The organism is Streptomyces sp. NPDC056479, from assembly GCF_042795335.1.
Classification (GTDB): Bacteria; Actinomycetota; Actinomycetes; order Streptomycetales; family Streptomycetaceae; genus Streptomyces.
Map to the genome: position 1 here is coordinate 304,813 of NZ_JBHTRZ010000009.1, position 20,110 is coordinate 324,922.

The following is a 20,110-nucleotide window of genomic DNA, read 5'->3' on the forward strand; positions in this document are numbered from 1 at the left end:
CCCAACGGGCGCGGAGGAGCCGCATACCCCTCGGGCACGCCGCCGTACGGGACCCCCATGGCTTCCGACAGCGGTGCGGACGCGGGCCGTTCGGCCACGCAGCCGGAGGAACGTAAGACCGAGACCACGCTGACGACCCGGATCCGGATCAACATCCCCGGGTCACGGCCCATTCCGCCGGTCGTCGTGCGCACGCCCGTCTCCGAGGCCGAGACCGCCGCTGACAGCCCGGACACCGAGGACCCGGCGCCGGTCGGCGCCACGTCCACGGCCACCGGCATCGCCGAGCCCCCGGCCGAGCCTTCGGCGCAGGCCGAGGAGAAGACGAGCGACTGGTTCGCACCGCGTAAGTCCGCGCCTGGCAAGGGCGGTCAGGGCGGCGCCCCCACCAACGGGGCCGGTCTGCCGGGCGCTTCGGGCCCCGCCGCGGGCGGTTCCGGCGGCGCCGGTGCCGGTGCCGGGCGGCCCGGCGGTGTCGTCGGCTCCATGAGCGTGCCCGGTGGTTCCCGCCCCGGTGGTGCGAACGGCGCCCGGCCCGACGGCGGCTCCCGTCCGGGCGGCGCGAACGGCGCGGGGCTCCCCGGTGCGACCGGCGGTCCCGTGGCTCCGGGGCACGGCGGCGGCACCGGTTCCTTCGACGTGACCGAGGCGCTGGCCGCGGGCCCGCTGGGCGGCGGCAACGGCTCCCGCCCCGGCGGCGAGGTGCGCCGCGACGACCTGCCGTACTTCTCGGACAACGGGACCGGCGGCCAGAACGGCCAGGGCGGCCCGAACGGGCAGAACGACTTCGGCGGCCAGAGCGCTCCGAACGGCCCCGCAGGCTACGGCGCGCAGGGCGGCCCGGCCGGCTTCGACCCCGCCGCCGATTTCAACGCTCCGGGCGACTTCGGCGGCTCCAGCGACTTCAACGGCCCGAACGGCCGTGGCGGACGAGGCGGTCCCCAGGGCCCCACCGGCCCCACGACCGGCCCGGTCACCGGCGACGGACCGGCGGTCCCGCCGGTCGCGGGCGGCGGCCCCGGCGGCATCGGTGGCCCCACCGGCCGGCGCGGTCCCGGCGGCCCGGGCGGTCCCGGTGCCGCCGGTGTGCCCGGCATCAATGTCGGCCCGACTCGGCCCGGCGGACCGGGCGTTCCCGGCGGCGGCCCGAGCGGCCCCGCGGGCCCGGGTGTCCCCGGCAGCGGGCCGAACGGCCCCGCGGGCCCCGGTGCCGGGTTCCACACCCCCGGCCAGGGCCCCGGCGGCGGTCTCAGCGACGACACGGCGATCCTCACGCCGCAGAAGCCGGCCCCCGAACCCGGCTCCCCGAACTACGGCGTCGCCGACAACGTCTCCGGCCACACCGTCACCAGCGGCATCCCGGTCGTGCCCGGCGGCGCCCAGAGCGGCCCCTTCGGGCCGGGCGGCACCGACACGCCCGGACCGCACACGCCCCCGAAGCTGCCCGAGCCGTCCTCGTCGAACTCCTCGGCCTCCCGCGCGCCCAAGAAGAAGAAGGGCCGCAACAAGCTGGCCCTGGTCGGCGGTGGCGCGGTCGTCCTCGTGGGCGGCCTCTACGGCGCGGGCCTGCTGATGAACCACACCGACGTGCCCAAGGGCACCACCGTGCTCGGTGTCGACATCGGCGGCGGCACCCGCGACGACGCGGTCAAGAAGCTCAACGACGCCTTCGACGAGCGGGTCAACAAGCCGCTGAAGCTGTCGGTGGGCGGCAAGACCGTCGACCTCGAGCCGGACCAGGCGGGGCTCCAGTTCGACATGCAGCAGACGGTCAGCACGGCCGCGAGCAGCGACTACAACCCGATCTCGGTCATCGGCTCCCTCTTCGGCAACCACCGGGTCGTCGACCCCGTCATGCCCACCGACGAGGAGAAGCTGGCCGCCGCCCTGGAGGACAGCTCCGGCGGCTCCGGCTCGGTGACCGAGGGCACGGTCACCTTCAAGTCCGGCAAGGCGGTCGCCGTGTACGGCAAGGCCGGCAAGGGCATCGACGTCGGCAATTCGACCACCGCGGTCGAGGAGGCGTACCGCACCCAGGTGGAGACGGGCGCGTCCTCGGCGGTGCAGGTCGCCACGACCACTCAGCAGCCGAAGGTCGCGAACGCCGAGGTCGACCGGTTCATGAAGGAGTTCGCCGAACCGGCGATGGCCACCAAGGTCACGGTCCAGACGGACGCCGCGCACAGCATCCCGTTCGGCTCCCTGTCACTGCCGAAGATCCTCGGAGTCAAGGCCGTCGACGGCAAGCTCGTGGACACCTACGACCTCAAGGCGCTCAAGGCGGCGTACGGCGCCACCTTCGACGGTGTGCAGATCAACGGCGCGAGCGGCAAGCGTGACGTCCTTCCGCAGGATGTCGCCTCCGCCCTGCGCAAGGCGCTGCGCGGCAAGACGGCGGCGGAGCGCACCGTCACCATCGACACCAACCCGAGCTAGCGCAACCGCTCGGACCAGGGGCACCCGGCATTCGCCGGGTGCCCTCGGTCGTTCCTATGACATCTGTCATCCGGCAGTCAGGACCGCCGACACTGCCGGGCTCCGGGGGCGCGCGGCCACTCTGGAGCGCATGACAACGACTGCGTTGAACACGGCGACCGCGGTGGTCGGATTCGACCGTGTGAGCAAGAGCTACGGGAGCGTACGGGCCGTCGACGGCCTCACGCTCGCGCTGTACCCGGGGGAGACCGTGGCCCTGCTGGGCCCGAACGGGGCCGGCAAGTCCACCACGCTCGATCTGCTGCTCGGCCTCAAGCGCCCCGACAGCGGCACGGTCGGCGTCTTCGGCACCGAGCCGCGCGAGGCGATCGTCGCCGGCCGGGTGGGCGCCATGCTGCAGAGCGGCGGGCTGATGGACGAGGTCACGGTCGCCGAACTGGTACGGCTGGCCTGCGATCTGCATCCACGGCCCTATTCCGTCTCCGACGTCCTGACCCGTGCGGGCATCGCGCAGATAGCCGACCGCAAGGTCGACAAGCTCTCCGGCGGCCAGGCCCAGCGCGTCCGATTCGCCCTCGCCACGGCAGGTGACAGCGATCTGATCGTCCTGGACGAGCCGACCACCGGCATGGACGTCACCACCCGTCAGGCGTTCTGGGCCACCATGCGCGACCAGGCCGACCAGGGCCGTACGGTCCTGTTCGCCACGCACTACCTGGAGGAGGCCGACGCCATCGCCGACCGGGTGCTGGTCCTGCACCGGGGCCGGCTGCTGGCCGACGGCACGGCGGCCGAGATCAAGGCGAAGGCCGGTGCCCGCAGGATCTCCTTCGACCTGGCCGACGGCCCGATCGACGAGGCCGCGCTCAGGGACCTGCCCTTCCTGACGTATCTCGACGTCTCGGGCCACACCGTGCGCATCCAGTCCGCCGACGCCGACGCCACCGTCCACGCCCTCTACGGCCTCGGTCTGTACCCCCGCAATCTCGAAGTCGCCGGGCTCGGCCTGGAGCAGGCGTTCGTCGCCATCACCGCCGCCGAGGAGTCACGCCGGTCATGAACGGTCTCATCAGGCTCGAACTCGCCCGCGCCCTGCGCAACCGCAAGTTCCTGTTCTTCTCGGTGGCCTACCCGGCCATCCTGTTCCTGCTGATCGCCGGCAGCGCCGACAGCACCACGAAGGTCGACGGCACCGGCCTGACCCTGCCGACGTACATGATGGTCTCGATGGCCTCCTTCGGCGCCCTGACGGCGGTCCTGATGGGCAACAGCGAGCGCATCGCGAAGGAGCGGGAGGGCGGCTGGGTACGGCAGCTCAGGCTGACCGCGCTGCCGGGCCGCGGGTATGTGCTGGCCAAGACCGCGAGCGCCGCCGTGGTCAGCCTGCCGTCGATCGTGGTCGTATTCGTCGTCGCCGCGGTCGTGAAGGACGTACGCCTGGACGCCTGGCAGTGGCTCGCCCTCACCGGCGCGATCTGGGCCGGCAGCCTGGTCTTCGCCTCGCTCGGGGTGGCGATCGGCTATCTGGCGAGCGGGGACGCGGTGCGGCCGATCACAATGATCATCTACTTCGGTCTGTCCATCCTCGGCGGCCTGTGGATGCCTACGACGTCCTTCCCGGGCTGGCTCCAGGACATCGCCAAGTGGGTGCCCACGCACGCGTACGCTGCCCTGGGGCAGGCCATCGAGCAGAGCCAGGCTCCCCACGCCAAGGACCTCGTCGTCCTCGTCGTCTCCTTCGCCCTGTTCACGGGCGGCGCGGCCTGGCTGTACCGGAAGGACACGTTGAAGGCGTGAGCGGCACAGGCGTCGGGATCGGACAGCGCCCGGAGAATCGCAAGCAACGCTTCGTCAAGCTCCTGTGGACCGGCATCTGGCTGGTGTACCTGAGCGCACCGGCCAACGACCTGCTGCACGGCGGTCACAGCACGGGTGTGCGGATCCTCGGCTGGATCGGCCTCGCGGCGTTCGTCACCTGGTACATGCTGCTGCTTTTCCGCACCGGCCGCGGCGAACGCAACAGCGTCGTGCTCGCCTCGCTCGGCGTCCTCGCGGCCCAGTCCACGCTCCTCGCCCTCACCCTGGGCCGGGAGTGGCTGGTGCTGTTCGTGTACGTCTCGATCGCGTCCGGCGCGGCCCTGCCGCTGCGTATGGCCCGCTGGACGATCCCGGGCGCGTCCGTGCTGATGACCCTCATCGCGTTCGCGACCCCGGGCGGCAAGGCCTTCCTGGCCGGGCTGCTGATCCCGGCGCTGCTCGGCGGCTTCGCCATGACCGGCGTACGGGAACTGGTCCGCACCACGATCGCGCTGCGCGAGGCCCGCGCCACCGTCGCCCAACTCGCCGCCAACGAGGAGCGCCTGCGCCTGGCGCGAGACCTGCACGACCTGCTCGGCCACTCCCTGTCCCTGATCACCATCAAGAGCGAACTCGCCGGCCGTATGCTCCCCGACCACCCCGACAAGGCGGCGCAGCAGGTCGCCGACATCGAGCAGGTCAGCCGTCAGGCCCTGGTCGATGTGCGGGAGGCCGTCTCCGGCTACCGCCGACCGCGTCTGGCCGCGGAACTGGCGGGTGCCAAGGTCGCCCTGACGGCGGCCGGAGTCAGCGCCGAACTCCCGGCCGAGCCCGACCTCACGGACATCCCCGAGGACAGCGAGACGGCCCTCGCCTGGGCTCTGCGGGAGGCGGTCACCAACGTCGTACGGCACAGCGGCGCCCGGCACTGCACGGTGGAGCTCCTGCACCGGCAGACCCTCGACGGTCCCGTCCTCGTCCTCTGTGTCGAGGACGACGGCTCGGGCGGCCAGGGCAGCGGGCCCGGCCACGGTCTGACGGGCCTGACGGAACGTCTGACGAAGGCCGGCGGCACTCTCGAGGCGGGCGGGACCCGGAGCGGTTTCCGGCTGACCGCCCGGGTGCCGGCCGCGGCCAGGGCGGACGTAGGATCCGCGACATGAGCCCCACGATCAAGGTCCTCCTCGCCGAGGACCAGTCGATGGTCCGCGAGGCCCTGGCCGCCCTGCTGGGCCTGGAGGACGACATCGAGGTCGTCGTGCAGGTGGCCCGCGGTGACGAGGTGCTGGCGGCGGCCCGCGCGCATGACGTGGACGTGGCGCTCCTGGACATCGAGATGCCGGGCGCGACGGGCATAGAGGCGGCGGCGCTGCTGCACACGGAGCTGCCGGCCGTGAAGCTGGTCATCCTCACGACCTTCGGCCGCCCCGGTTATCTCCGCAGCGCGATGGAGTCCGGCGCCGACGCCTTCCTGGTCAAGGACGCCCCCGCGGCCCAACTGGCCGAGGCGGTACGGAAGGTGCTGGCGGGGGAGCGGGTCATCGACCCGACGCTGGCGGCGGCGGCCCTGGCGGAGGGCGCCAACCCGCTGACGGACCGCGAGCGAGAGGTCCTGCGAGCGGCGGAGGACGGCTCGACGAACGCCGAACTGGCGGCGGCCCTGCACCTGTCCCAGGGCACGGTCCGCAACTACCTGTCCACGGCGATCCAGAAGCTGGCGGTACGGAACCGGGCGGAGGCGGTCCGGATGGCGAGGGAGAAGGGCTGGCTGTGAATCGCTGAGCCGGGCAGCCCACCCAGGGGCGCGGGGCTGGATCGATATGCGGCTCCGCCGCGTGGGCGCGACAAGCCACGACGTACCCGCACTCGCACAACCGCAGAGGCCCCCACGGCGAACCGGCGAACTCAATTGAGCAAAGCCCGGGCCGCCCGGGCTTGCCCCCGCACCCGTTCCGCCGCCCCCTCATCCACCGCACCGATCAACTCCGCGTACTCCTCCAACTCCACGGCCCCCTCGACGAAGTCCCCCCGCTGCACGAGCAACTGCGCCCGATCGAACCGCAACCGAGCCGGATGCTTCGGCAACGACAGCGACAACTCCACCGCCCACAACGCCACATCCGTCCGCTCGGGCCGAGTGGTCGCCCATGCCCGGACGTTGTTCAGTACCCGCAGCACCACGTCCAACGGATCGGCCGGCGTCAGCATCGACTGCTGCAGCGGCGCCCCCGTGGCCCCCGCCACCAGAAGCTCCGCATCGCCCCCCGTCAGTACCCGCCCCCCGTCGAAGGGATCGGCGAGCACCTGCTCATCCGCCGGCCCGAACCCCACCACGAAATGACCGGGGAGCGCGACACCGTACACAGGCGCCCCCGCCCGCCGGGCGACCTCCATCCACACCACCGACAGCAGAATCGGCAACCCGCGCCGCCGCTGGAGCACCTCGTGCAGCAACGACGACTCCAGCCGCTGATAGTCCGCGGCACAGCCACGAAACCCGTACCGCTCCCCGAGGAGATCCCGCAGCGCGTGCGCCCACGCCCTGGGCCCGCCGGGCCGGAACGGCAGCTGTCCCGCCAGGTCGTCCAGCTCCACCTGCGCGCAGTCCATCCCCGACTCGTCCAGCGTGCCGTCGGCCTCGGCTCCGACCAGCAGACACAGCGTGGACAGGTCGGGCCGCTCGGACCGTGCCTCTTCGGCGAACCGCCGTCGTAGCTCGGCGGAACGCTCCGGGGGTGGGGGGTACAGGGGACGCATAGCTGGCTCGTGCCCTTTCACGGCGATCGGTACCGCCGCTCACAGTGATCGATCGTGGTGGCGGTAGTGGTGGTACGCGTGATGCGCGGCGAAGCCCATCCCGGCGTACAGGCCCCGCGCGCCCGCGTTGTCCGTCTCGACCTGGAGCCACGCCGCCGACGCGCGCTCGTCGAGGGCCTGCCGGGCCAGCGCGGCCATCACCCGGGTGGCCAGCCCCTGCCGCCGCAGCGCCGGATCCACCTCCACGGCGGCGAACCCGGCCCACCGCCCGTCCACGACACACCGCCCGATGGCGGCAGGGGCACCGCCGCCTTCGCCGGGAACCGTCGCGAACCACACCGAGGGTCCGCTGCCCAGCACCTTCAGGGCCACCTCGCTCACCCCCTTGCGCTGGTACCGCGTAAGCCAAGCGTCGTCCGCCTCCCGGGACAGCACCACTCCGGCGCCCTCGTCCCGGTCGGCGACCGGCGCGAGCGCCGCTGTCCACATCTCGGCGGAGACCTCCCGCGCCCACCCCAGCCGTTCCAGCTCCGCGCACAGCAGCTCCTGTGTGCCCGCGGCCCCGGTCGCGGTCTGGACGTACGCGGGGAGCCCACGGTCGCCGTACCAGCGCCGTACGACGTCGAGCGCGGCCGGCAGCGGCAGTCCCGGGTCGCCGAGCGGCAGCGCCGAATTGGCGCGGCGGGTGAACCCGGATGCGGCCCGCAGCTCCCACTCGCCGAGCCGCTCGCTCTCCACCGGCCGCCACGCGCGCGAGGCGACGTGCGCGAGCTCCTCGTACGAGGCGGCGGGCCCGCGGCGCCGGGCCGGGGCGGCGGGTACCACCTTGCCCGCGACCAGCGACGCTTCCGGAATATGGACGGTCTCGCCGCTCTTCCGTGTGATCAGTAGCACACCGTTGTTCCATGATGCGAGAACACCCACCGTGTCGGTGAACTTCTCACCCTCGCCCGCAGGATCGTTCAGGCGGCGTACGGAGACCCGTTTACCCACGTCAGCAGCGGTGATACGGACCTCAAGGCGCCCTGTCGCGGAGATTTCCACAGGTCGGTTCACCCCTCCTGTTCGGATCATGCCCAAGAACGGAGATACTAGGGGCGGGCATCGACGACGCCGCGCTCCCGCGCGCCAGGCGGCGGAGCCTGAGGAGGCCCGCCAGCGCCCTATCGAGGAGGAACGACAGCGTGACCTACGTCATCGCGCAGCCTTGTGTCGACGTGAAGGACAAGGCGTGCATCGAGGAGTGCCCGGTCGACTGCATCTACGAGGGCCAGCGGTCCTTGTACATCCACCCGGACGAATGCGTCGACTGTGGTGCCTGTGAGCCGGTCTGCCCGGTCGAGGCGATCTTCTACGAGGACGACACTCCGGAGGAGTGGAAGGACTACTACAAGGCGAACGTCGAGTTCTTCGACGAGCTCGGCTCGCCCGGTGGCGCCAGCAAGCTGGGTCTGATCGAGCGCGACCACCCGTTCGTCGCCGCGCTGCCGCCGCAGGCCGAGTAATCCCCACCGGCGACCCGCACAGCGTGCCGCCTCGGTCCCGTACGGCCTGATCGTCGTGATCACCCCGATCGCCTTGATCGTCGTACGGGACCGAGGCGTTGCCGTATCGGGCAGTACCGGCCGGACCGCCAGTACCAGAAAGTGAGCCAGATCCCGTGTCCGCAGTCTCCGACCGCCTTCCGACCTTCCCCTGGGACAAGCTGGAGCCGTACAAGAAGACGGCGGCCGCGCATCCGGGCGGCATCGTCGACCTGTCCGTCGGTACACCGGTCGACCCGGTTCCCGAGCTGATCCAGAAGGCCCTGATCGACGCGGCGGACTCCCCGGGATATCCGACGGTCTGGGGCACGTCGGCGCTGCGCGACGCGATCACGGGGTGGGTGGAACGCCGCTTGGGCGCCCGTGAGGTCACCCACCGGCACGTCCTGCCCATCGTCGGCTCCAAGGAACTGGTCGCCTGGCTCCCCACCCAGCTGGGCCTCGGCCCCGGCGACAAGGTGGCCCACCCGCGCCTGGCGTACCCCACCTACGAGGTGGGCGCCCGCCTCGCCCGCGCCGACTACGAGGTCTACGACGACCCGACGGAGCTGGACCCGCGGGGCCTGAAGCTGCTGTGGCTGAACTCCCCGTCGAACCCGACGGGCAAGGTGCTGGCGAAGGACGAGCTGACGAGGATCGTCGCCTGGGCCCGGTCGCACGGCGTCCTGCTCTTCTCCGACGAGTGCTACCTGGAGCTGGGCTGGGAGGCCGAACCGGTCTCGGTCCTGCACCCGGATGTGAACGGCGGCTCGTACGAGGGCATCGTCGCGGTGCACAGCCTGTCCAAGCGCTCGAACCTGGCCGGCTACCGCGCCGCGTTCCTCGCCGGCGACCCCGCGGTCCTGGCTCCCCTCCTGGAGATCCGCAAGCACGGCGGCATGATGACCTCGGCGCCGACCCAGGCGGCGGTCGTCGCGGCCCTCGGCGACGACGAACACGTCCGCGTCCAGCGTGACCGCTACGCCGCCCGCCGCAAGGTCCTGCGCGAGGCCCTGGAGGCCCACGGCCTCCGCATCGAACACAGCGAGGCCAGCCTCTACCTCTGGGCCACCCGCGACGAGTCCTGCTGGACCACGGTCGCCCACCTGGCCGACCTGGGCATCCTGGCGGCCCCGGGCGACTTCTACGGCGAGGCGGGCGCCCGGCACGTACGGGTGGCCTTCACGGCGACGGACGAGCGGGTGAGGGCCGCGGTCGAGCGCCTGGCGTAGCCGCACCGACCGCCGCGTGATCCGGACGCACGCAAAAGCCGACGGGGCTCAGGGAAACCCCTGAACCCCGTCGGCGTCCAAAGCCAGACGCGAGCCGCGCGTCAGCCGACGGGAAGGCCCTGCACCGGCAGCGACCCGGTCGACGGCAGGCCGCTCCCGGCCGCATCGCCGAGGACGGCCCCGACCGAACCCGCCACGCCACCCGCGGTCTCCTGCGCCGCGGCGGCACGGTCCTTGGCGACCTTGCCGCCGGTCTTCGTCACCTTGCCACCGGCCTTGGCGGCCGTCGGTACCGCCTTCTTCGCGGCCTTGCCACCGGTCTTGGTCACCTTGTCGCCGGTCTTCGAGGCGGTCGGCAGCGCCTTGTCGACCGCCGTGTCGACGGCGCCGCCCGCGATCCCGGTGGCGTTCTGAGCCGCGCCGTCGACGACCGTGGTGCCGTCCAGGGCGGTCAGCCCGCCGACCTTGGCGGCGTCGGGAAGTTCGGGGGCCGCGCTGGCGGAGCCGGCCGCACCGACCCCGGCAGCCGCTCCCGCAGCGACGATGAGCGCGGCACGGGCGATCCGGCGGGTCAGGGGGAGGGACATGATGCTCCTTCGACGGGTATGTCGGATGAGAACGATGAAGTGTCCGACCGCGCCCGGCAGTTGACCGACTGGCTGTTGATCTCCGGGCTCGGACGCAGTGACTACCGCTCGAAGCCCGTGAAGGTTGCGGCGTGCCAACGTAAAGAGTTGGCAATGCGTCGCATTATCGCCTGCGGATAAAAACGGGCAAAGCGCGTCCCGTCCGAAAGCCCGCGGAATCCTTACAGCCCTTTGTTTCCAAGGGCTTTGACGGATTCCAAAGTGGCCGCGCGAAAACCTGCCCACGTGGCCGCCGCACGACACCTCGGGTAACCCGCGAGGAGGAGTCGTCGAACTGCTGGGCGTACTACGGAGTCGTCACGATGCGGACCGATTGCGCGCCGCTCGCGCCTTCCGCGGCGCCGGGCGCGGTGATCGCACGCCACGTGCTGTCGGTGTTCCCGGCGGTCCACTCCCGTCCCGCGTACGACACCCGCTTGATGTGCAGCTCGGAGGCGTTGGCCACGGCCCAGTGGGCCAACTGCCAGCCGCGCTCGCCCGCACCGCGCCCGGCCGCGGAGTCCTTGCCTGCGGGCACCGGCAGGACGACGGTCCGCTCGTCCTTCTTGATCACGGACGGGGTGGGCGAGGGTGTCGCCTTCGCGCCGCTCACCTCCGCCGCGGTCGGCTGGAGCGCGTCCCGCCCGAAGTCCCGCAGCAGCGCGGCCCGTACGGAGTCGGCGTCGCCCGCGGTACGGGTCGCCCCGGGACGCCCCTCGCAGGTCAGGGTGGCCGCCGAACGCCCGGTGAGGGCGGCGGCGAGCAGTGCCGCGTCCGGCTCGTGCTTGGCGTAGGCCTCCGGGAAGCCGCTGCGCTGGACGCGCTGTGCGGCGACGGTGAGCGGCAGCCGTGTGTAGTCGGGGACCTTGGCCAGGTGCTCGTAGAAGATGCCCGCCGAGTAGGTCGGGTCGAGGATCTCCTCCTGCGTGCCCCAGCCCATCGAGGGGCGCTGCTGGAACAGGCCCAGCGAGTCGCGGTCGCCATGGGTGATGTTGCGCAGCCCCGACTCCTGGAGCGCGGTGGCGAGCGCGATCGTCACGGCCCGCTCGGGCAGCCCGCGGCCGGTGCCGACGGCGGCGATCGTCGCCGCGTTCACCGCCTGCTCGGGCGTGAACTCGTATCTCGCCGGACCACCCTTGTCCGAGACGACCTCGCAGCCCGGCCCCCCCGTGCCTCCGGTGACGTACTGCACCGCGAGATATCCCGCGACGGCGAGCAGGACCACGAATGCCGCCCCGCGACGCAGGAGGCGGCCACGGCGTTTGGGGGAAGGGGACGACTGTGGCACGCCTACAAGGTAGCCGAGGCTACTGAGGGGTACGGGCCGAGTGGGAAAAGTGGGCCGACGGCTCCCCGGCGGGGCGCGTTAGGGTCGGCGGCATGGCCGACACCTCCCTTGACCTCACGCTCGACGCCGCGCAGCTCACCGCGCAGCTGGTCGACTTCCCCTCCGTCAGCGGCACCGAACAGCCCCTCGCGGACGCCATCGAGACCGCCCTGCGCGCCCTGCCGCACCTGACGGTCGAGCGGTACGGCAACAACGTCGTGGCGCGGACGGACCTGGGGCGGCCGGAGCGCGTGATCCTCGCCGGTCACATCGACACGGTGCCGATCGCGGACAACGTCCCGTCGAGGCTGGACGAGGACGGCGTCCTGTGGGGATGCGGCACCTGCGACATGAAGTCCGGGGTGGCGGTCCAGCTGCGCATCGCCGCGACGGTCCCGGCCCCGAACCGCGACCTCACCTTCGTCTTCTACGACAACGAAGAGGTGACCGCCGACCTCAACGGCCTCAAGCACGTCGCGGAGCAGCGTCCCGAGTGGCTGGAGGGCGACTTCGCGGTGCTGCTGGAGCCGTCGGACGGCGAGGTGGAGGGCGGCTGCCAGGGCACGCTCAGGGTGCTGCTGAAGACCAAGGGGGAGCGCGCCCACTCCGCGCGCTCCTGGATGGGCTCGAACGCGATCCACGCGGCGTCGCCGATCCTGGCGAGGCTGGCGTCGTACGAACCGCGCTACCCCCTGATCGACGGCCTGGAGTACCGGGAGGGCCTGAACGCGGTGGGCATCTCGGGCGGCGTGGCGGGCAACGTCATCCCCGACGAGTGCGTCGTGACGGTCAACTTCCGCTACGCCCCGGACCGCACCGGGGAGGAGGCGATCGCGCACGTCCGCGAGGTCTTCGCCGACTGCGGCGTCGAGGAGTTCGTGATCGACGACCACAGCGGCGGCGCGCTTCCGGGCCTCTCCCACCCGGCGGCGGCGGCGTTCATGGAGGCGGTCGGGGGCACCCCGCGCCCCAAGTACGGCTGGACGGACGTCTCCCGCTTCTCCTCCCTCGGCATCCCGGCGGTGAACTACGGCCCCGGCAACCCGCATTTGGCGCACAAGCGGGACGAAAGGGTCGAAACGGCCAAGGTCCTCGCGGGCGAGGAGCGACTGAGGGCGTGGCTCACGGCGTAGTCCCGCGGTGAGGGCGCTTCATGGCGGACATGCCCACGTACCCCCTCCGTAACCCACGTGGATCTACGCTGAGGCGGAACGACCTGCAAGACCCGCAGGCCCCGCAGCGGAGGGAGCGCACATGGCTACCGGCAACCCCGAGGGGAAGAAGCAGCCACCGTCGGAGCAGCGTCTGGGACCGGTTCTCCGGAGGCGGGACCAGGTGACGGCGAGTACGACCGACCAGCGACTGCTGGACGCGGGTGGGCCCTCCGACTGGGTCCACACCGATCCCTGGCGCGTCCTGCGCATCCAGTCGGAGTTCATCGAGGGCTTCGGCACGCTCGCCGAACTCCCGGCGGCGATCAGCGTGTTCGGCTCGGCGCGCACCCCGGTCGACTCTCCCGAGTACGAGGCCGGAGTGCGCCTCGGCCAAGGGCTGGTCGAGGCGGGCTTCGCGGTGATCACCGGCGGTGGCCCCGGTGCCATGGAGGCGGCGAACAAGGGCGCCTTGGAGGCCAAGGGCATCTCGGTCGGCCTCGGTATCGAGCTGCCCTTCGAGCAGGGGCTGAACCCCTACGTCGACATCGGCCTGAACTTCCGGTACTTCTTCGTCCGCAAGATGATGTTCGTCAAGTACGCCCAGGGCTTCGTGGTCCTCCCCGGCGGCCTCGGCACCCTCGACGAACTCTTCGAGGCCCTCACACTGGTCCAGACCCAGAAGGTCACCCGCTTCCCGATCGTCCTGTTCGGCAGCGCGTACTGGGGCGGCCTGGTCGACTGGCTGAGGAACACGCTGGTGGCCCAGGGCAAGGCGGCGGAGAAGGACCTGATGCTGTTCCACGTCACGGACGACGTGGAGGAGGCGGTGGCACTGGTGTCCAAGGAGGCGGGGCGCTAGCGCGGGGCTTGAGCCGGGGGGCGGAGCCTGTGGGGCTCCGCCCCCTGGACCCCGGGGGGTTGCCCGCCCGCCCACCTGGCTTTCAAAGTCGCGCCCCCACTCACCTGCTGGGGGCGCGCCTGCTCTCTAGGTGCCGGTCCAGGTATTTCAGCCCGTCCGGCGTTTGAGGACGAGGCCCGTTCAGGGCCGACAGTGGGGGTCTGGGGGCGGCAGCCCCCAGAAGAGCGGCCGGGGTCGAAGGGGCGGAGCCCCTGGGGATGGGACGGGTAGGGGCGCCGGGGGCGAAGAAACGGCCTCTACGCCAAACCCCGCCGAGCCACCGCCGGAGGCCGACGCCCAGCGATCGACGCCACCATGTCCAGCACCTGCCGCGTCTCCGCCACCTCATGCACCCGATACACCTGCGCCCCCAACCACGCCGACACCGCGGTCGTGGCCAACGTCCCCACCACCCGCTCCTTCAGCGGCCGGTCCAGCGTCTCCCCGACGAAGTCCTTGTTGGACAGCGACACCAGCACCGGCCACCCGGTCTCCACCATCTCCCCGAGCCGCCGGGTCGCCTCAAGGCTGTGCCGCGTGTTCTTCCCGAAGTCATGCCCCGGATCGATCATGATCGACTCACGCGGCACCCCCAGCGCCAGCGCCCGCTCCGCCAGCCCCACGGTCACCCGCAGGATGTCCGCCACGACGTCGTCGTACGTCACCCGATGCGGCCGGGTCCGAGGCTCCGCGCCCCCGGCATGCGTGCACACCAAACCCACCCCGTACCGAGCGGCGACCTGCGCCAGCCCCGGATCCACCCCGCCCCACGCGTCGTTCAGCAGATCCGCCCCCGCCTCGCACACCGCCGCCCCCACCTCGGCCCGCCAGGTGTCCACGCTGATCACGACATCGGGAAACCGCCGCCGCACCTCGGCCACGAACCCGACCGTCCGCCGCGCCTCCTCCTCGGCGGTCACCTCTTCCCCCGGCCCGGCCTTGACCCCGCCGATGTCGATGATGGCCGCGCCCTCCGCCACCGCCTGCTCCACGCGCGCGAGGGCCGGCTCGTCGCGGAACGTCGCTCCCTGGTCGTAGAAGGAGTCAGGGGTCCGGTTCACGATCGCCATGATCACCGGCTCATGCGCGTCGAATTCACGCGTTCCCAGCCTGAGCATCCCCTATGACCTCTCCTAGTACGTCCTGGCAAGTCGTCGGCCGTCGGCCGCCTGCGACCCTAACTGTCAGAGTCGCATGGCACGATCGGACACTGAGACACTCGACCGCACGTATCAACCGACCGTGGGGGCCACAGCGATGGTCATGTTCCTGTTCCTGGTCGTCGCGCTGGCCGTCGTGGTCGCCGCGGTGACACTCGCCGTGGTGGGCGGCGGCGAGGGCGACGGCCCGCTGCCCGAGGCCGCGCCAGAGCGCCTTCACGACCCGCTGCCGCCGGACCGCCCCGTCGACCGCGCCGACGTCGAGAGCCTCCGCTTCCCGCTCGCCGCCCGCGGCTATCGCATGGCGGACGTCGACGACGCCCTCGGCCGCCTCGGCGCCGAGCTCGCCGAGCGTGACGCCCGTATCGCCGACCTGGAGTCCGCGCTGTCCGGAGCCCAGCCGCCGGCCGGCGGCCATGTGTCCATGGACAAGCCCGCCCAGGAGGACCAGCAATGAGCGACGGTTCGGCCATCGCGGGTCCGGACGGCGCCCTGCGCTGCCCCTGGGCCCTGTCCACCCCGGACTACGTGACGTACCACGACGAGGAGTGGGGCCGCCCGGTCCACGGCGACGAGGCGCTGTTCGAACGCCTCAGCCTGGAGGCCTTCCAGTCCGGCCTGTCGTGGATCACGATCCTGCGCCGCCGCGAGGGATTCCGCGCCGCGTTCGCCGAGTTCAAGATCGCGAAGGTCGCCGCCTTCACCGACGACGACCGCGACCGCCTCCTCGCCGACCCGGGCATCATCCGCAACCGAGCCAAGATCGACGCGACGCTCGCCAACGCGCGCGTGCTGGCCGACTGGACCCCGGGCGACCTGGACGAGCTGATCTGGTCCCACGCCCCGGAGCCGGCCGGCCGCCCGGTCCCGAAGACCCTCGCGGACGTCCCCGCGGTCACCCCGGAATCGACGGCCCTGTCCAAGGCGCTGAAGAAGCGGGGCATGCGGTTTGTCGGACCCACGACGGCCTATGCCCTGATGCAGGCATGCGGCCTGGTCGACGATCACCTGCAGGCATGCGTGGCCAGGAGCGCCCCCTGAGGGGCGCGCGCTCATCGGCCCAGGTACTTCGGCTTCTCCTTGTTGACGAAGGCCTGCACCGCGATCGCATGGTCCTCGGACGACCCCGCCCGCGTCTGCAGCTCGTCCTCCTTCTCCAGGGTCTCCTCAAGCGAGTGCGACAGCCCGTACGCCACGGCCTCCTTGATCGCTCCGTACGCCACCGTCGGCCCCTCGGCCAGCGCCCGCGCCACCTTCTCGGCCTCGGCGCGCAGGTCGGCCGAGGGCACCACCCGGTTCGCGATCCCCAGCTCGTACGCCTCCTGCGCCTTGATGTTCCGCGGGAAGAGCAGCAGGTCGGCGGCCCGGCCAGGGCCCACCACCCGCGGCAGCGTCCATGAGATCCCGGAGTCCGCGGTCAGGGCCACCCCGGCGAACGACGTGTTGAAGGCCGCCGTGTCCGCGACCACCCGGTAGTCCGCGGCCAGCGCGAACCCGAAGCCGGCCCCGGCCGCGACCCCGTTCACCCCGGCCACCACGGGCTTCGCCATCCCGGCCAGCGCCCGCACGATCGGGTTGTAGTGCTCCCGCACCGTGCTCATGGTCTGACCCGACCCGTTCTCCCGGTCGGCGATCAGCAGCCCGATGTGCTCCTTCAGGTCCTGCCCCACGCAGAACGCCCGCTCGCCGGCCGCGGTCAGCAGCACGGCCCGTACGGCGTCGTCGCCCGCCGCGGCCTGGACCGCGTCCCGCAGGGCGACCTTGGCCGCGATGCTCAGCGCGTTCATCGCCTCCGGGCGGTTCAGCGTGATCGTCGCGAGTCCGTCACTCACCTCGTAGAGCACGGTGTCGGCCATGGCGTATCCCCTCCGGTGTCGCGGCTCGGGCGTACTGGTCGGTACGCGCCTGTCTGAGGACAGCATGGCGGAGATCGCGGACAACGGCCCTGACCGGACGTGTGACCTGCGTCAAAGAATTCGTGTCCGATTGTGTTCGGCCGAAGTGTGTGCGGTGGCGCAGTATCGCAGTCACATCGCCGAATTGGGTGGTTTTGCTCGCGTGCGTTGCCCAAGCGATGCCGACTGATGTTGGTCATCGGGTCCTGAGATGCGGGATAATGGCTTGGAAGCAATGTGTTCGATGCCGGTGTCGCGTGTCTCATGCCAGACGCGCGTGCCCTCCATGGGGCCGTCGGCTTTGACTATGAGCTGGTTTCAGGAAGGGGAACGAGCATGGCGGCCATGAAGCCGCGGACGGGTGATGGCCCGCTCGAGGTGACCAAGGAGGGGCGGGGCATCGTCATGCGCGTTCCGCTCGAAGGCGGCGGTCGGCTCGTCGTCGAGCTGACCCCTGACGAGGCCGACGCGCTCGGCGACGCCCTCAAGAAGGTCGTCGGCTGACGCGGCAGCGACCCTACCCTTTCGGCGGCCCCGGCATCGCACAAGGTGCCGGGGTTGCTGCGTCCGAGGTACGGCAGTGTCCGAGGTACGGCAGTGGCGTACGGCCCCTCAGATGCTCAGCGCTTGACCGCGCACAGCAGCCCGTCGCCCACCGGCAGCAGCGACGGCACCAGCTCCTGGCTCTCGCGCACCGCGCGCAGCAGCTCCCGGATGCGTATGACCTCGGTGGGCTGCGGGCCCGAGTCGACCGTGCGGCCGCTGGCGAAGACGCCCTCGAAAACGACGAGGCCACCCGGACGCAGCAGGCGCAACGATTCAGCGAGATAGTCCAGGAATTCCAGCCGGTCGCCGTCACAGAAGACGAGGTCGTAACCGGCGTCGGCGAGACGGGGCAGGACGTCCAGAGCGCGGCCCGGGATGAAGCGGGCGCGGTTGCTGGCGAAGCCGGAGGCGCGGAAGGCCTGGCGGGCGAACTGCTGGTGCTCCGGCTCGGGGTCTACGGTGGTCAGCACGCCGTCCGCGCGCATGCCGTGCAGGAGATGGATACCGGAGACGCCGGTGCCGGTGCCGATCTCCGCCACCGCCTTCGCGTCCACGGAAGCGGCCAGCAATCGCAGCGCGGCGCCCGTGCCGGGCGACACCGAGCGCAGCCCCGCCTCACGGGCCCGGTCCCGGGCCCAGCGCAGGACGTCGTCCTCGGCGACGTAGGCGTCGGCGAACGCCCAGCTCGTCTGCCGGTTGCCGGTAATGGCCCTCTCCTGTCCCCGTGGTTGCCTCGGCGTGACTGTATCCGTTGCGGCCGGGAACCCGCAGATGGGACCGCGCGTTTAGAGGGGTGGGAAGACGAGCGGGGGGACACAGTTGGATCACGACGACGAGCAGGGCCGCGAGCAAGGGCTGAAGCAGGCGCACCAGCCGTGTCAGCCCAGATCAAATTCTCGTAAAACCGCTTATCCGGAGCTAACGGGCGAGGTGGCTATGGTAGGGGCTCCACTGGACACCACCAGAGCCGACAGGGGAGGTGCGGCTGCGCCTGTGGATCGGGGAGGAGTGCTGCGGCGCTTTCTCGGATCGGCGGGCAGGCCGAAATCCGTGAACGACACCGCTGACCACAGCCACGCCGGCGACTACGCCCAGACCGCGACCTTCTCCACCGACGCGGACGGGCAGGCGTGGACTCCGCCCACCTGGGAGGAGATCGTCAGCACGCACAGCGGCCGCGTCTACCGGCTGGCGTACCGCCTGACCGGCAACCAGCACGACGCCGAGGATCTCACGCAGGAGGTCTTCGTCCGCGTCTTCCGCTCTCTGTCGACGTACACGCCCGGCACCTTCGAGGGCTGGCTGCACCGCATCACCACCAACCTGTTCCTGGACATGGTCCGCCGCAAGCAGCGCATCCGCTTCGACGCGCTGGGCGAGGACGCCGCCGAGCGGCTGCCCAGCAAGGAGCCCACGCCCCAGCAGGTCTTCAACGACGCCCACTTCGACGCGGACGTCCAGCAGGCCCTCGACACCCTCGCGCCCGAGTTCCGTGCCGCGGTCGTCCTGTGCGACATCGAAGGACTGTCGTACGAGGAGATCGCCGCGACCCTGGGCGTCAAGCTCGGCACCGTCCGGTCCCGTATCCACCGCGGCCGCTCGCAGCTGCGCAAGGCCCTCGCCCACCGCTCGCCGGAGGCGCGCGCCGAGCGCCGCTCCTTCGTGCCGCGTGTGGCCGCGCTGGGGGGAGGGGGCACGACCGCGTGAACGGCTCCCGACCCAACCCCGCCGAACGGCTCCTGGCCGAGCAGCATCTTGGCGACCGACTCTCCGCCCTCGTCGACGGAGAGCTCGGTCATGAGACGCGTGAGCGCGTCCTGGCGCACCTGGCGACCTGCGCCAAGTGCAAGTCCGAGGTCGACGCCCAGCGCCGGCTGAAGAACGTCTTCGCCGAGGCGGCCCCGCCGCCCCCCTCCGAGAGTTTCCTGGCCCGCCTCCAGGGGCTCCCCGGGGGAGGTGACCTCGACGGCGGCGGCTCGCCGCTGGGCGGGGGAGGATTCGGCGGACTGTCGGGACGGCCCGGCGCCCCGGGCGTCTTCGGCGTGAAGCGGAGCGACCGCTTCGAGTTCGGATACGTTCCGGCGCGGCCGCACACCCCCGGGCTCCCCGCCTCGGACGGTGGCTTCCGCACCCACCCCGTGGGCCGTCATGACGCCGACCGCTCCGCGTCTTCGCGCATGCGGTTCGCCTTCGTCGCGGCGGGCGCGGTGTCGCTGGCCGCCATCGCACTGGGCGGCGTCACGACGAGCGCGCCGACCGACGCGGAGGCACGCGGCGGCTCGGGGTCCGGCAGCAATGTGACGCCGGCGCGCACCCAGGGCTCCGGCGCCGCGACGGCCCCCGAGAACCAGCGTCGCCGCGGACTCGGCCCCTTGCTCGCGCAGGGACAGGGCCAGCCCTCCCTCGACACCCCGGCCTCCTCGACCGAGGTGTCGGCCCCGCTCCTGCCCGGAATGCCGGTCCAGGCGGCCGACCAGGAGATGCACGCCCTGACGGCGCCCGTGGTGGCCGGCGCGGCCGCCATGTCCCCGCTGATACGCCCGCTCCTGCTCGCCGCGCCCGTCGCCGACGCGACGCCGTCCCCCTCCGCCTCCTCGGCCACCAACCGCTGACCGGCCTCTGCGCAGCGGCCCACGAACCTGATTGAATCCGGGGTGGGCCGCGCGCCGTGCCTGTGGGCCGGGCGCGGAGTGGAGGAACCGCGGTCGCCGTTGTCGCCGCGTGCAGGTGGGGGAGGTAGCACGAAGTCGCCGGTTTCC

21 protein-coding genes are annotated in these 20,110 nt (G+C 71.8%); 14 read left to right on the plus strand and 7 right to left on the minus strand.

Annotation, left to right across the window (positions count from 1 at the left end; genetic code table 11):
* The first annotated feature begins 57 nt into the window (after nt 1-57).
* The 5 genes from ACFQ6S_RS32845 to ACFQ6S_RS32865 all read left to right on the plus strand — a co-directional run bounded on the left by ACFQ6S_RS32845 (nt 58) and on the right by ACFQ6S_RS32865 (nt 6,007).
* A complete protein-coding gene (locus ACFQ6S_RS32845) occupies nt 58-2,436 on the plus strand; it encodes a hypothetical protein (protein WP_383417955.1) in 2,379 nt (792 codons plus the stop codon).
* A gap of 130 nt (nt 2,437-2,566) precedes the next feature.
* Nucleotides 2,567-3,496 (plus strand): ABC transporter ATP-binding protein, encoded by a 930-nt coding sequence (locus tag ACFQ6S_RS32850; protein ID WP_383417958.1) that lies wholly within the window; start codon nt 2,567-2,569, stop codon nt 3,494-3,496.
* Complete coding sequence (locus ACFQ6S_RS32855) at nt 3,493-4,233, plus strand: ABC transporter permease (RefSeq protein ID WP_383417961.1); 741 nt, start codon at nt 3,493-3,495, stop codon at nt 4,231-4,233. Before ACFQ6S_RS32850 ends, ACFQ6S_RS32855 begins: the two co-directional genes overlap by 4 nt.
* A complete protein-coding gene (locus ACFQ6S_RS32860; RefSeq protein ID WP_383417964.1) occupies nt 4,230-5,396 on the plus strand; it encodes a sensor histidine kinase in 1,167 nt (388 codons plus the stop codon). The genes ACFQ6S_RS32855 and ACFQ6S_RS32860 overlap by 4 nt, the downstream gene beginning before the upstream one ends.
* Nucleotides 5,393-6,007, plus strand: a complete 615-nt coding sequence (locus ACFQ6S_RS32865; RefSeq protein WP_383417967.1) for a response regulator transcription factor — start codon at nt 5,393-5,395, stop codon at nt 6,005-6,007. Before ACFQ6S_RS32860 ends, ACFQ6S_RS32865 begins: the two co-directional genes overlap by 4 nt.
* 131 nt (nt 6,008-6,138) lie before the next feature.
* On the opposite strand, the gene ACFQ6S_RS32870 is transcribed toward ACFQ6S_RS32865, so the two are convergent.
* Nucleotides 6,139-6,990, minus strand: a complete 852-nt coding sequence (locus ACFQ6S_RS32870) for a tetratricopeptide repeat protein (RefSeq protein WP_383417970.1) — start codon at nt 6,988-6,990, stop codon at nt 6,139-6,141.
* Between the two features lie 39 nt (nt 6,991-7,029).
* Entirely contained in the window at nt 7,030-8,064 is a 1,035-nt protein-coding gene (locus ACFQ6S_RS32875; protein WP_383417973.1) for a GNAT family N-acetyltransferase, read from the minus strand.
* A gap of 110 nt (nt 8,065-8,174) precedes the next feature.
* Between ACFQ6S_RS32875 and fdxA the strand changes: the two genes are divergently transcribed.
* Together fdxA and ACFQ6S_RS32885 are read left to right on the plus strand one after the other, a co-directional pair.
* Nucleotides 8,175-8,495 (plus strand): ferredoxin, encoded by a 321-nt coding sequence (gene fdxA / locus ACFQ6S_RS32880; protein ID WP_007495984.1) that lies wholly within the window; start codon nt 8,175-8,177, stop codon nt 8,493-8,495.
* Nucleotides 8,496-8,650: 155 nt separating this feature from the next.
* The gene (locus ACFQ6S_RS32885; RefSeq protein ID WP_383417976.1) at nt 8,651-9,745 is read left to right on the plus strand and encodes a bifunctional succinyldiaminopimelate transaminase/glutamate-prephenate aminotransferase; all 1,095 of its coding nucleotides are present in this window, start codon (nt 8,651-8,653) and stop codon (nt 9,743-9,745) included.
* Nucleotides 9,746-9,846: 101 nt separating this feature from the next.
* Here ACFQ6S_RS32885 and ACFQ6S_RS32890 read toward each other — a convergent pair whose 3' ends face one another.
* Both ACFQ6S_RS32890 and ACFQ6S_RS32895 read right to left on the minus strand, forming a co-directional pair.
* Nucleotides 9,847-10,332, minus strand: a complete 486-nt coding sequence (locus ACFQ6S_RS32890) for an ATP-binding protein (protein WP_383417979.1) — start codon at nt 10,330-10,332, stop codon at nt 9,847-9,849.
* Between the two features lie 346 nt (nt 10,333-10,678).
* On the minus strand, nt 10,679-11,659 hold the full coding sequence (locus ACFQ6S_RS32895) for a heavy metal transporter (protein WP_383417981.1): 981 nt from the start codon (nt 11,657-11,659) through the stop codon (nt 10,679-10,681).
* Between the two features lie 92 nt (nt 11,660-11,751).
* Between ACFQ6S_RS32895 and dapE the strand changes: the two genes are divergently transcribed.
* Both dapE and ACFQ6S_RS32905 read left to right on the plus strand, forming a co-directional pair.
* Nucleotides 11,752-12,831, plus strand: a complete 1,080-nt coding sequence (dapE, locus tag ACFQ6S_RS32900; RefSeq protein WP_383417982.1) for a succinyl-diaminopimelate desuccinylase — start codon at nt 11,752-11,754, stop codon at nt 12,829-12,831.
* 121 nt (nt 12,832-12,952) lie between these two features.
* Complete coding sequence (locus tag ACFQ6S_RS32905; protein ID WP_383417983.1) at nt 12,953-13,711, plus strand: TIGR00730 family Rossman fold protein; 759 nt, start codon at nt 12,953-12,955, stop codon at nt 13,709-13,711.
* Nucleotides 13,712-14,007: 296 nt separating this feature from the next.
* Here ACFQ6S_RS32905 and folP read toward each other — a convergent pair whose 3' ends face one another.
* On the minus strand, nt 14,008-14,868 hold the full coding sequence (folP, locus tag ACFQ6S_RS32910; RefSeq protein WP_383417986.1) for a dihydropteroate synthase: 861 nt from the start codon (nt 14,866-14,868) through the stop codon (nt 14,008-14,010).
* 139 nt (nt 14,869-15,007) lie between these two features.
* Between folP and ACFQ6S_RS32915 the strand changes: the two genes are divergently transcribed.
* Both ACFQ6S_RS32915 and ACFQ6S_RS32920 read left to right on the plus strand, forming a co-directional pair.
* Nucleotides 15,008-15,367, plus strand: a complete 360-nt coding sequence (locus ACFQ6S_RS32915; RefSeq protein ID WP_383418278.1) for a DivIVA domain-containing protein — start codon at nt 15,008-15,010, stop codon at nt 15,365-15,367.
* On the plus strand, nt 15,364-15,951 hold the full coding sequence (locus tag ACFQ6S_RS32920; protein ID WP_383417988.1) for a DNA-3-methyladenine glycosylase I: 588 nt from the start codon (nt 15,364-15,366) through the stop codon (nt 15,949-15,951). Before ACFQ6S_RS32915 ends, ACFQ6S_RS32920 begins: the two co-directional genes overlap by 4 nt.
* An 11-nt stretch (nt 15,952-15,962) precedes the next feature.
* Here ACFQ6S_RS32920 and ACFQ6S_RS32925 read toward each other — a convergent pair whose 3' ends face one another.
* The gene (locus ACFQ6S_RS32925) at nt 15,963-16,766 is read right to left on the minus strand and encodes an enoyl-CoA hydratase/isomerase family protein (protein WP_383417990.1); all 804 of its coding nucleotides are present in this window, start codon (nt 16,764-16,766) and stop codon (nt 15,963-15,965) included.
* Between the two features lie 375 nt (nt 16,767-17,141).
* Between ACFQ6S_RS32925 and ACFQ6S_RS32930 the strand changes: the two genes are divergently transcribed.
* Nucleotides 17,142-17,309 (plus strand): DUF3117 domain-containing protein, encoded by a 168-nt coding sequence (locus ACFQ6S_RS32930; RefSeq protein ID WP_003966491.1) that lies wholly within the window; start codon nt 17,142-17,144, stop codon nt 17,307-17,309.
* Between the two features lie 116 nt (nt 17,310-17,425).
* Here the strand turns inward: ACFQ6S_RS32930 and ACFQ6S_RS32935 are convergent, their stop codons facing one another.
* Entirely contained in the window at nt 17,426-18,058 is a 633-nt protein-coding gene (locus ACFQ6S_RS32935) for an O-methyltransferase (protein WP_383418280.1), read from the minus strand.
* A gap of 301 nt (nt 18,059-18,359) precedes the next feature.
* Here ACFQ6S_RS32935 and sigE point away from each other — a divergent pair, with 301 nt between their 5' ends.
* Both sigE and ACFQ6S_RS32945 read left to right on the plus strand, forming a co-directional pair.
* Nucleotides 18,360-19,058 carry an RNA polymerase sigma factor SigE gene (gene sigE, locus ACFQ6S_RS32940; protein ID WP_383418282.1) on the plus strand — a complete coding sequence of 233 codons (699 nt, stop codon included), beginning with the start codon at nt 18,360-18,362 and terminating at the stop codon, nt 19,056-19,058.
* Nucleotides 19,055-19,963 carry an anti-sigma factor family protein gene (locus ACFQ6S_RS32945; protein ID WP_383417992.1) on the plus strand — a complete coding sequence of 303 codons (909 nt, stop codon included), beginning with the start codon at nt 19,055-19,057 and terminating at the stop codon, nt 19,961-19,963. Before sigE ends, ACFQ6S_RS32945 begins: the two co-directional genes overlap by 4 nt.
* Nucleotides 19,964-20,110 lie beyond the last annotated feature (147 nt).

Coding starts and splice junctions, on each gene's coding strand:
- ACFQ6S_RS32865 (WP_383417967.1), top strand. CDS start 5,393: ATGAGCCCCACGATCAAGGTCCTCCTCGCCGAGGACCAGTCGATGGTC.
- ACFQ6S_RS32855 (WP_383417961.1), top strand. CDS start 3,493: ATGAACGGTCTCATCAGGCTCGAACTCGCCCGCGCCCTGCGCAACCGC.
- ACFQ6S_RS32920 (WP_383417988.1), top strand. CDS start 15,364: ATGAGCGACGGTTCGGCCATCGCGGGTCCGGACGGCGCCCTGCGCTGC.
- ACFQ6S_RS32925 (WP_383417990.1), bottom strand. CDS start 16,766: ATGGCCGACACCGTGCTCTACGAGGTGAGTGACGGACTCGCGACGATC.
- ACFQ6S_RS32890 (WP_383417979.1), bottom strand. CDS start 10,332: ATGTCCCTCCCCCTGACCCGCCGGATCGCCCGTGCCGCGCTCATCGTC.
- ACFQ6S_RS32870 (WP_383417970.1), bottom strand. CDS start 6,990: ATGCGTCCCCTGTACCCCCCACCCCCGGAGCGTTCCGCCGAGCTACGA.
- ACFQ6S_RS32930 (WP_003966491.1), top strand. CDS start 17,142: ATGGCGGCCATGAAGCCGCGGACGGGTGATGGCCCGCTCGAGGTGACC.
- dapE (WP_383417982.1), top strand. CDS start 11,752: ATGGCCGACACCTCCCTTGACCTCACGCTCGACGCCGCGCAGCTCACC.
- ACFQ6S_RS32915 (WP_383418278.1), top strand. CDS start 15,008: ATGGTCATGTTCCTGTTCCTGGTCGTCGCGCTGGCCGTCGTGGTCGCC.
- folP (WP_383417986.1), bottom strand. CDS start 14,868: ATGCTCAGGCTGGGAACGCGTGAATTCGACGCGCATGAGCCGGTGATC.
- ACFQ6S_RS32905 (WP_383417983.1), top strand. CDS start 12,953: ATGGCTACCGGCAACCCCGAGGGGAAGAAGCAGCCACCGTCGGAGCAG.
- ACFQ6S_RS32845 (WP_383417955.1), top strand. CDS start 58: ATGGCTTCCGACAGCGGTGCGGACGCGGGCCGTTCGGCCACGCAGCCG.
- ACFQ6S_RS32850 (WP_383417958.1), top strand. CDS start 2,567: ATGACAACGACTGCGTTGAACACGGCGACCGCGGTGGTCGGATTCGAC.
- ACFQ6S_RS32875 (WP_383417973.1), bottom strand. CDS start 8,064: ATGATCCGAACAGGAGGGGTGAACCGACCTGTGGAAATCTCCGCGACA.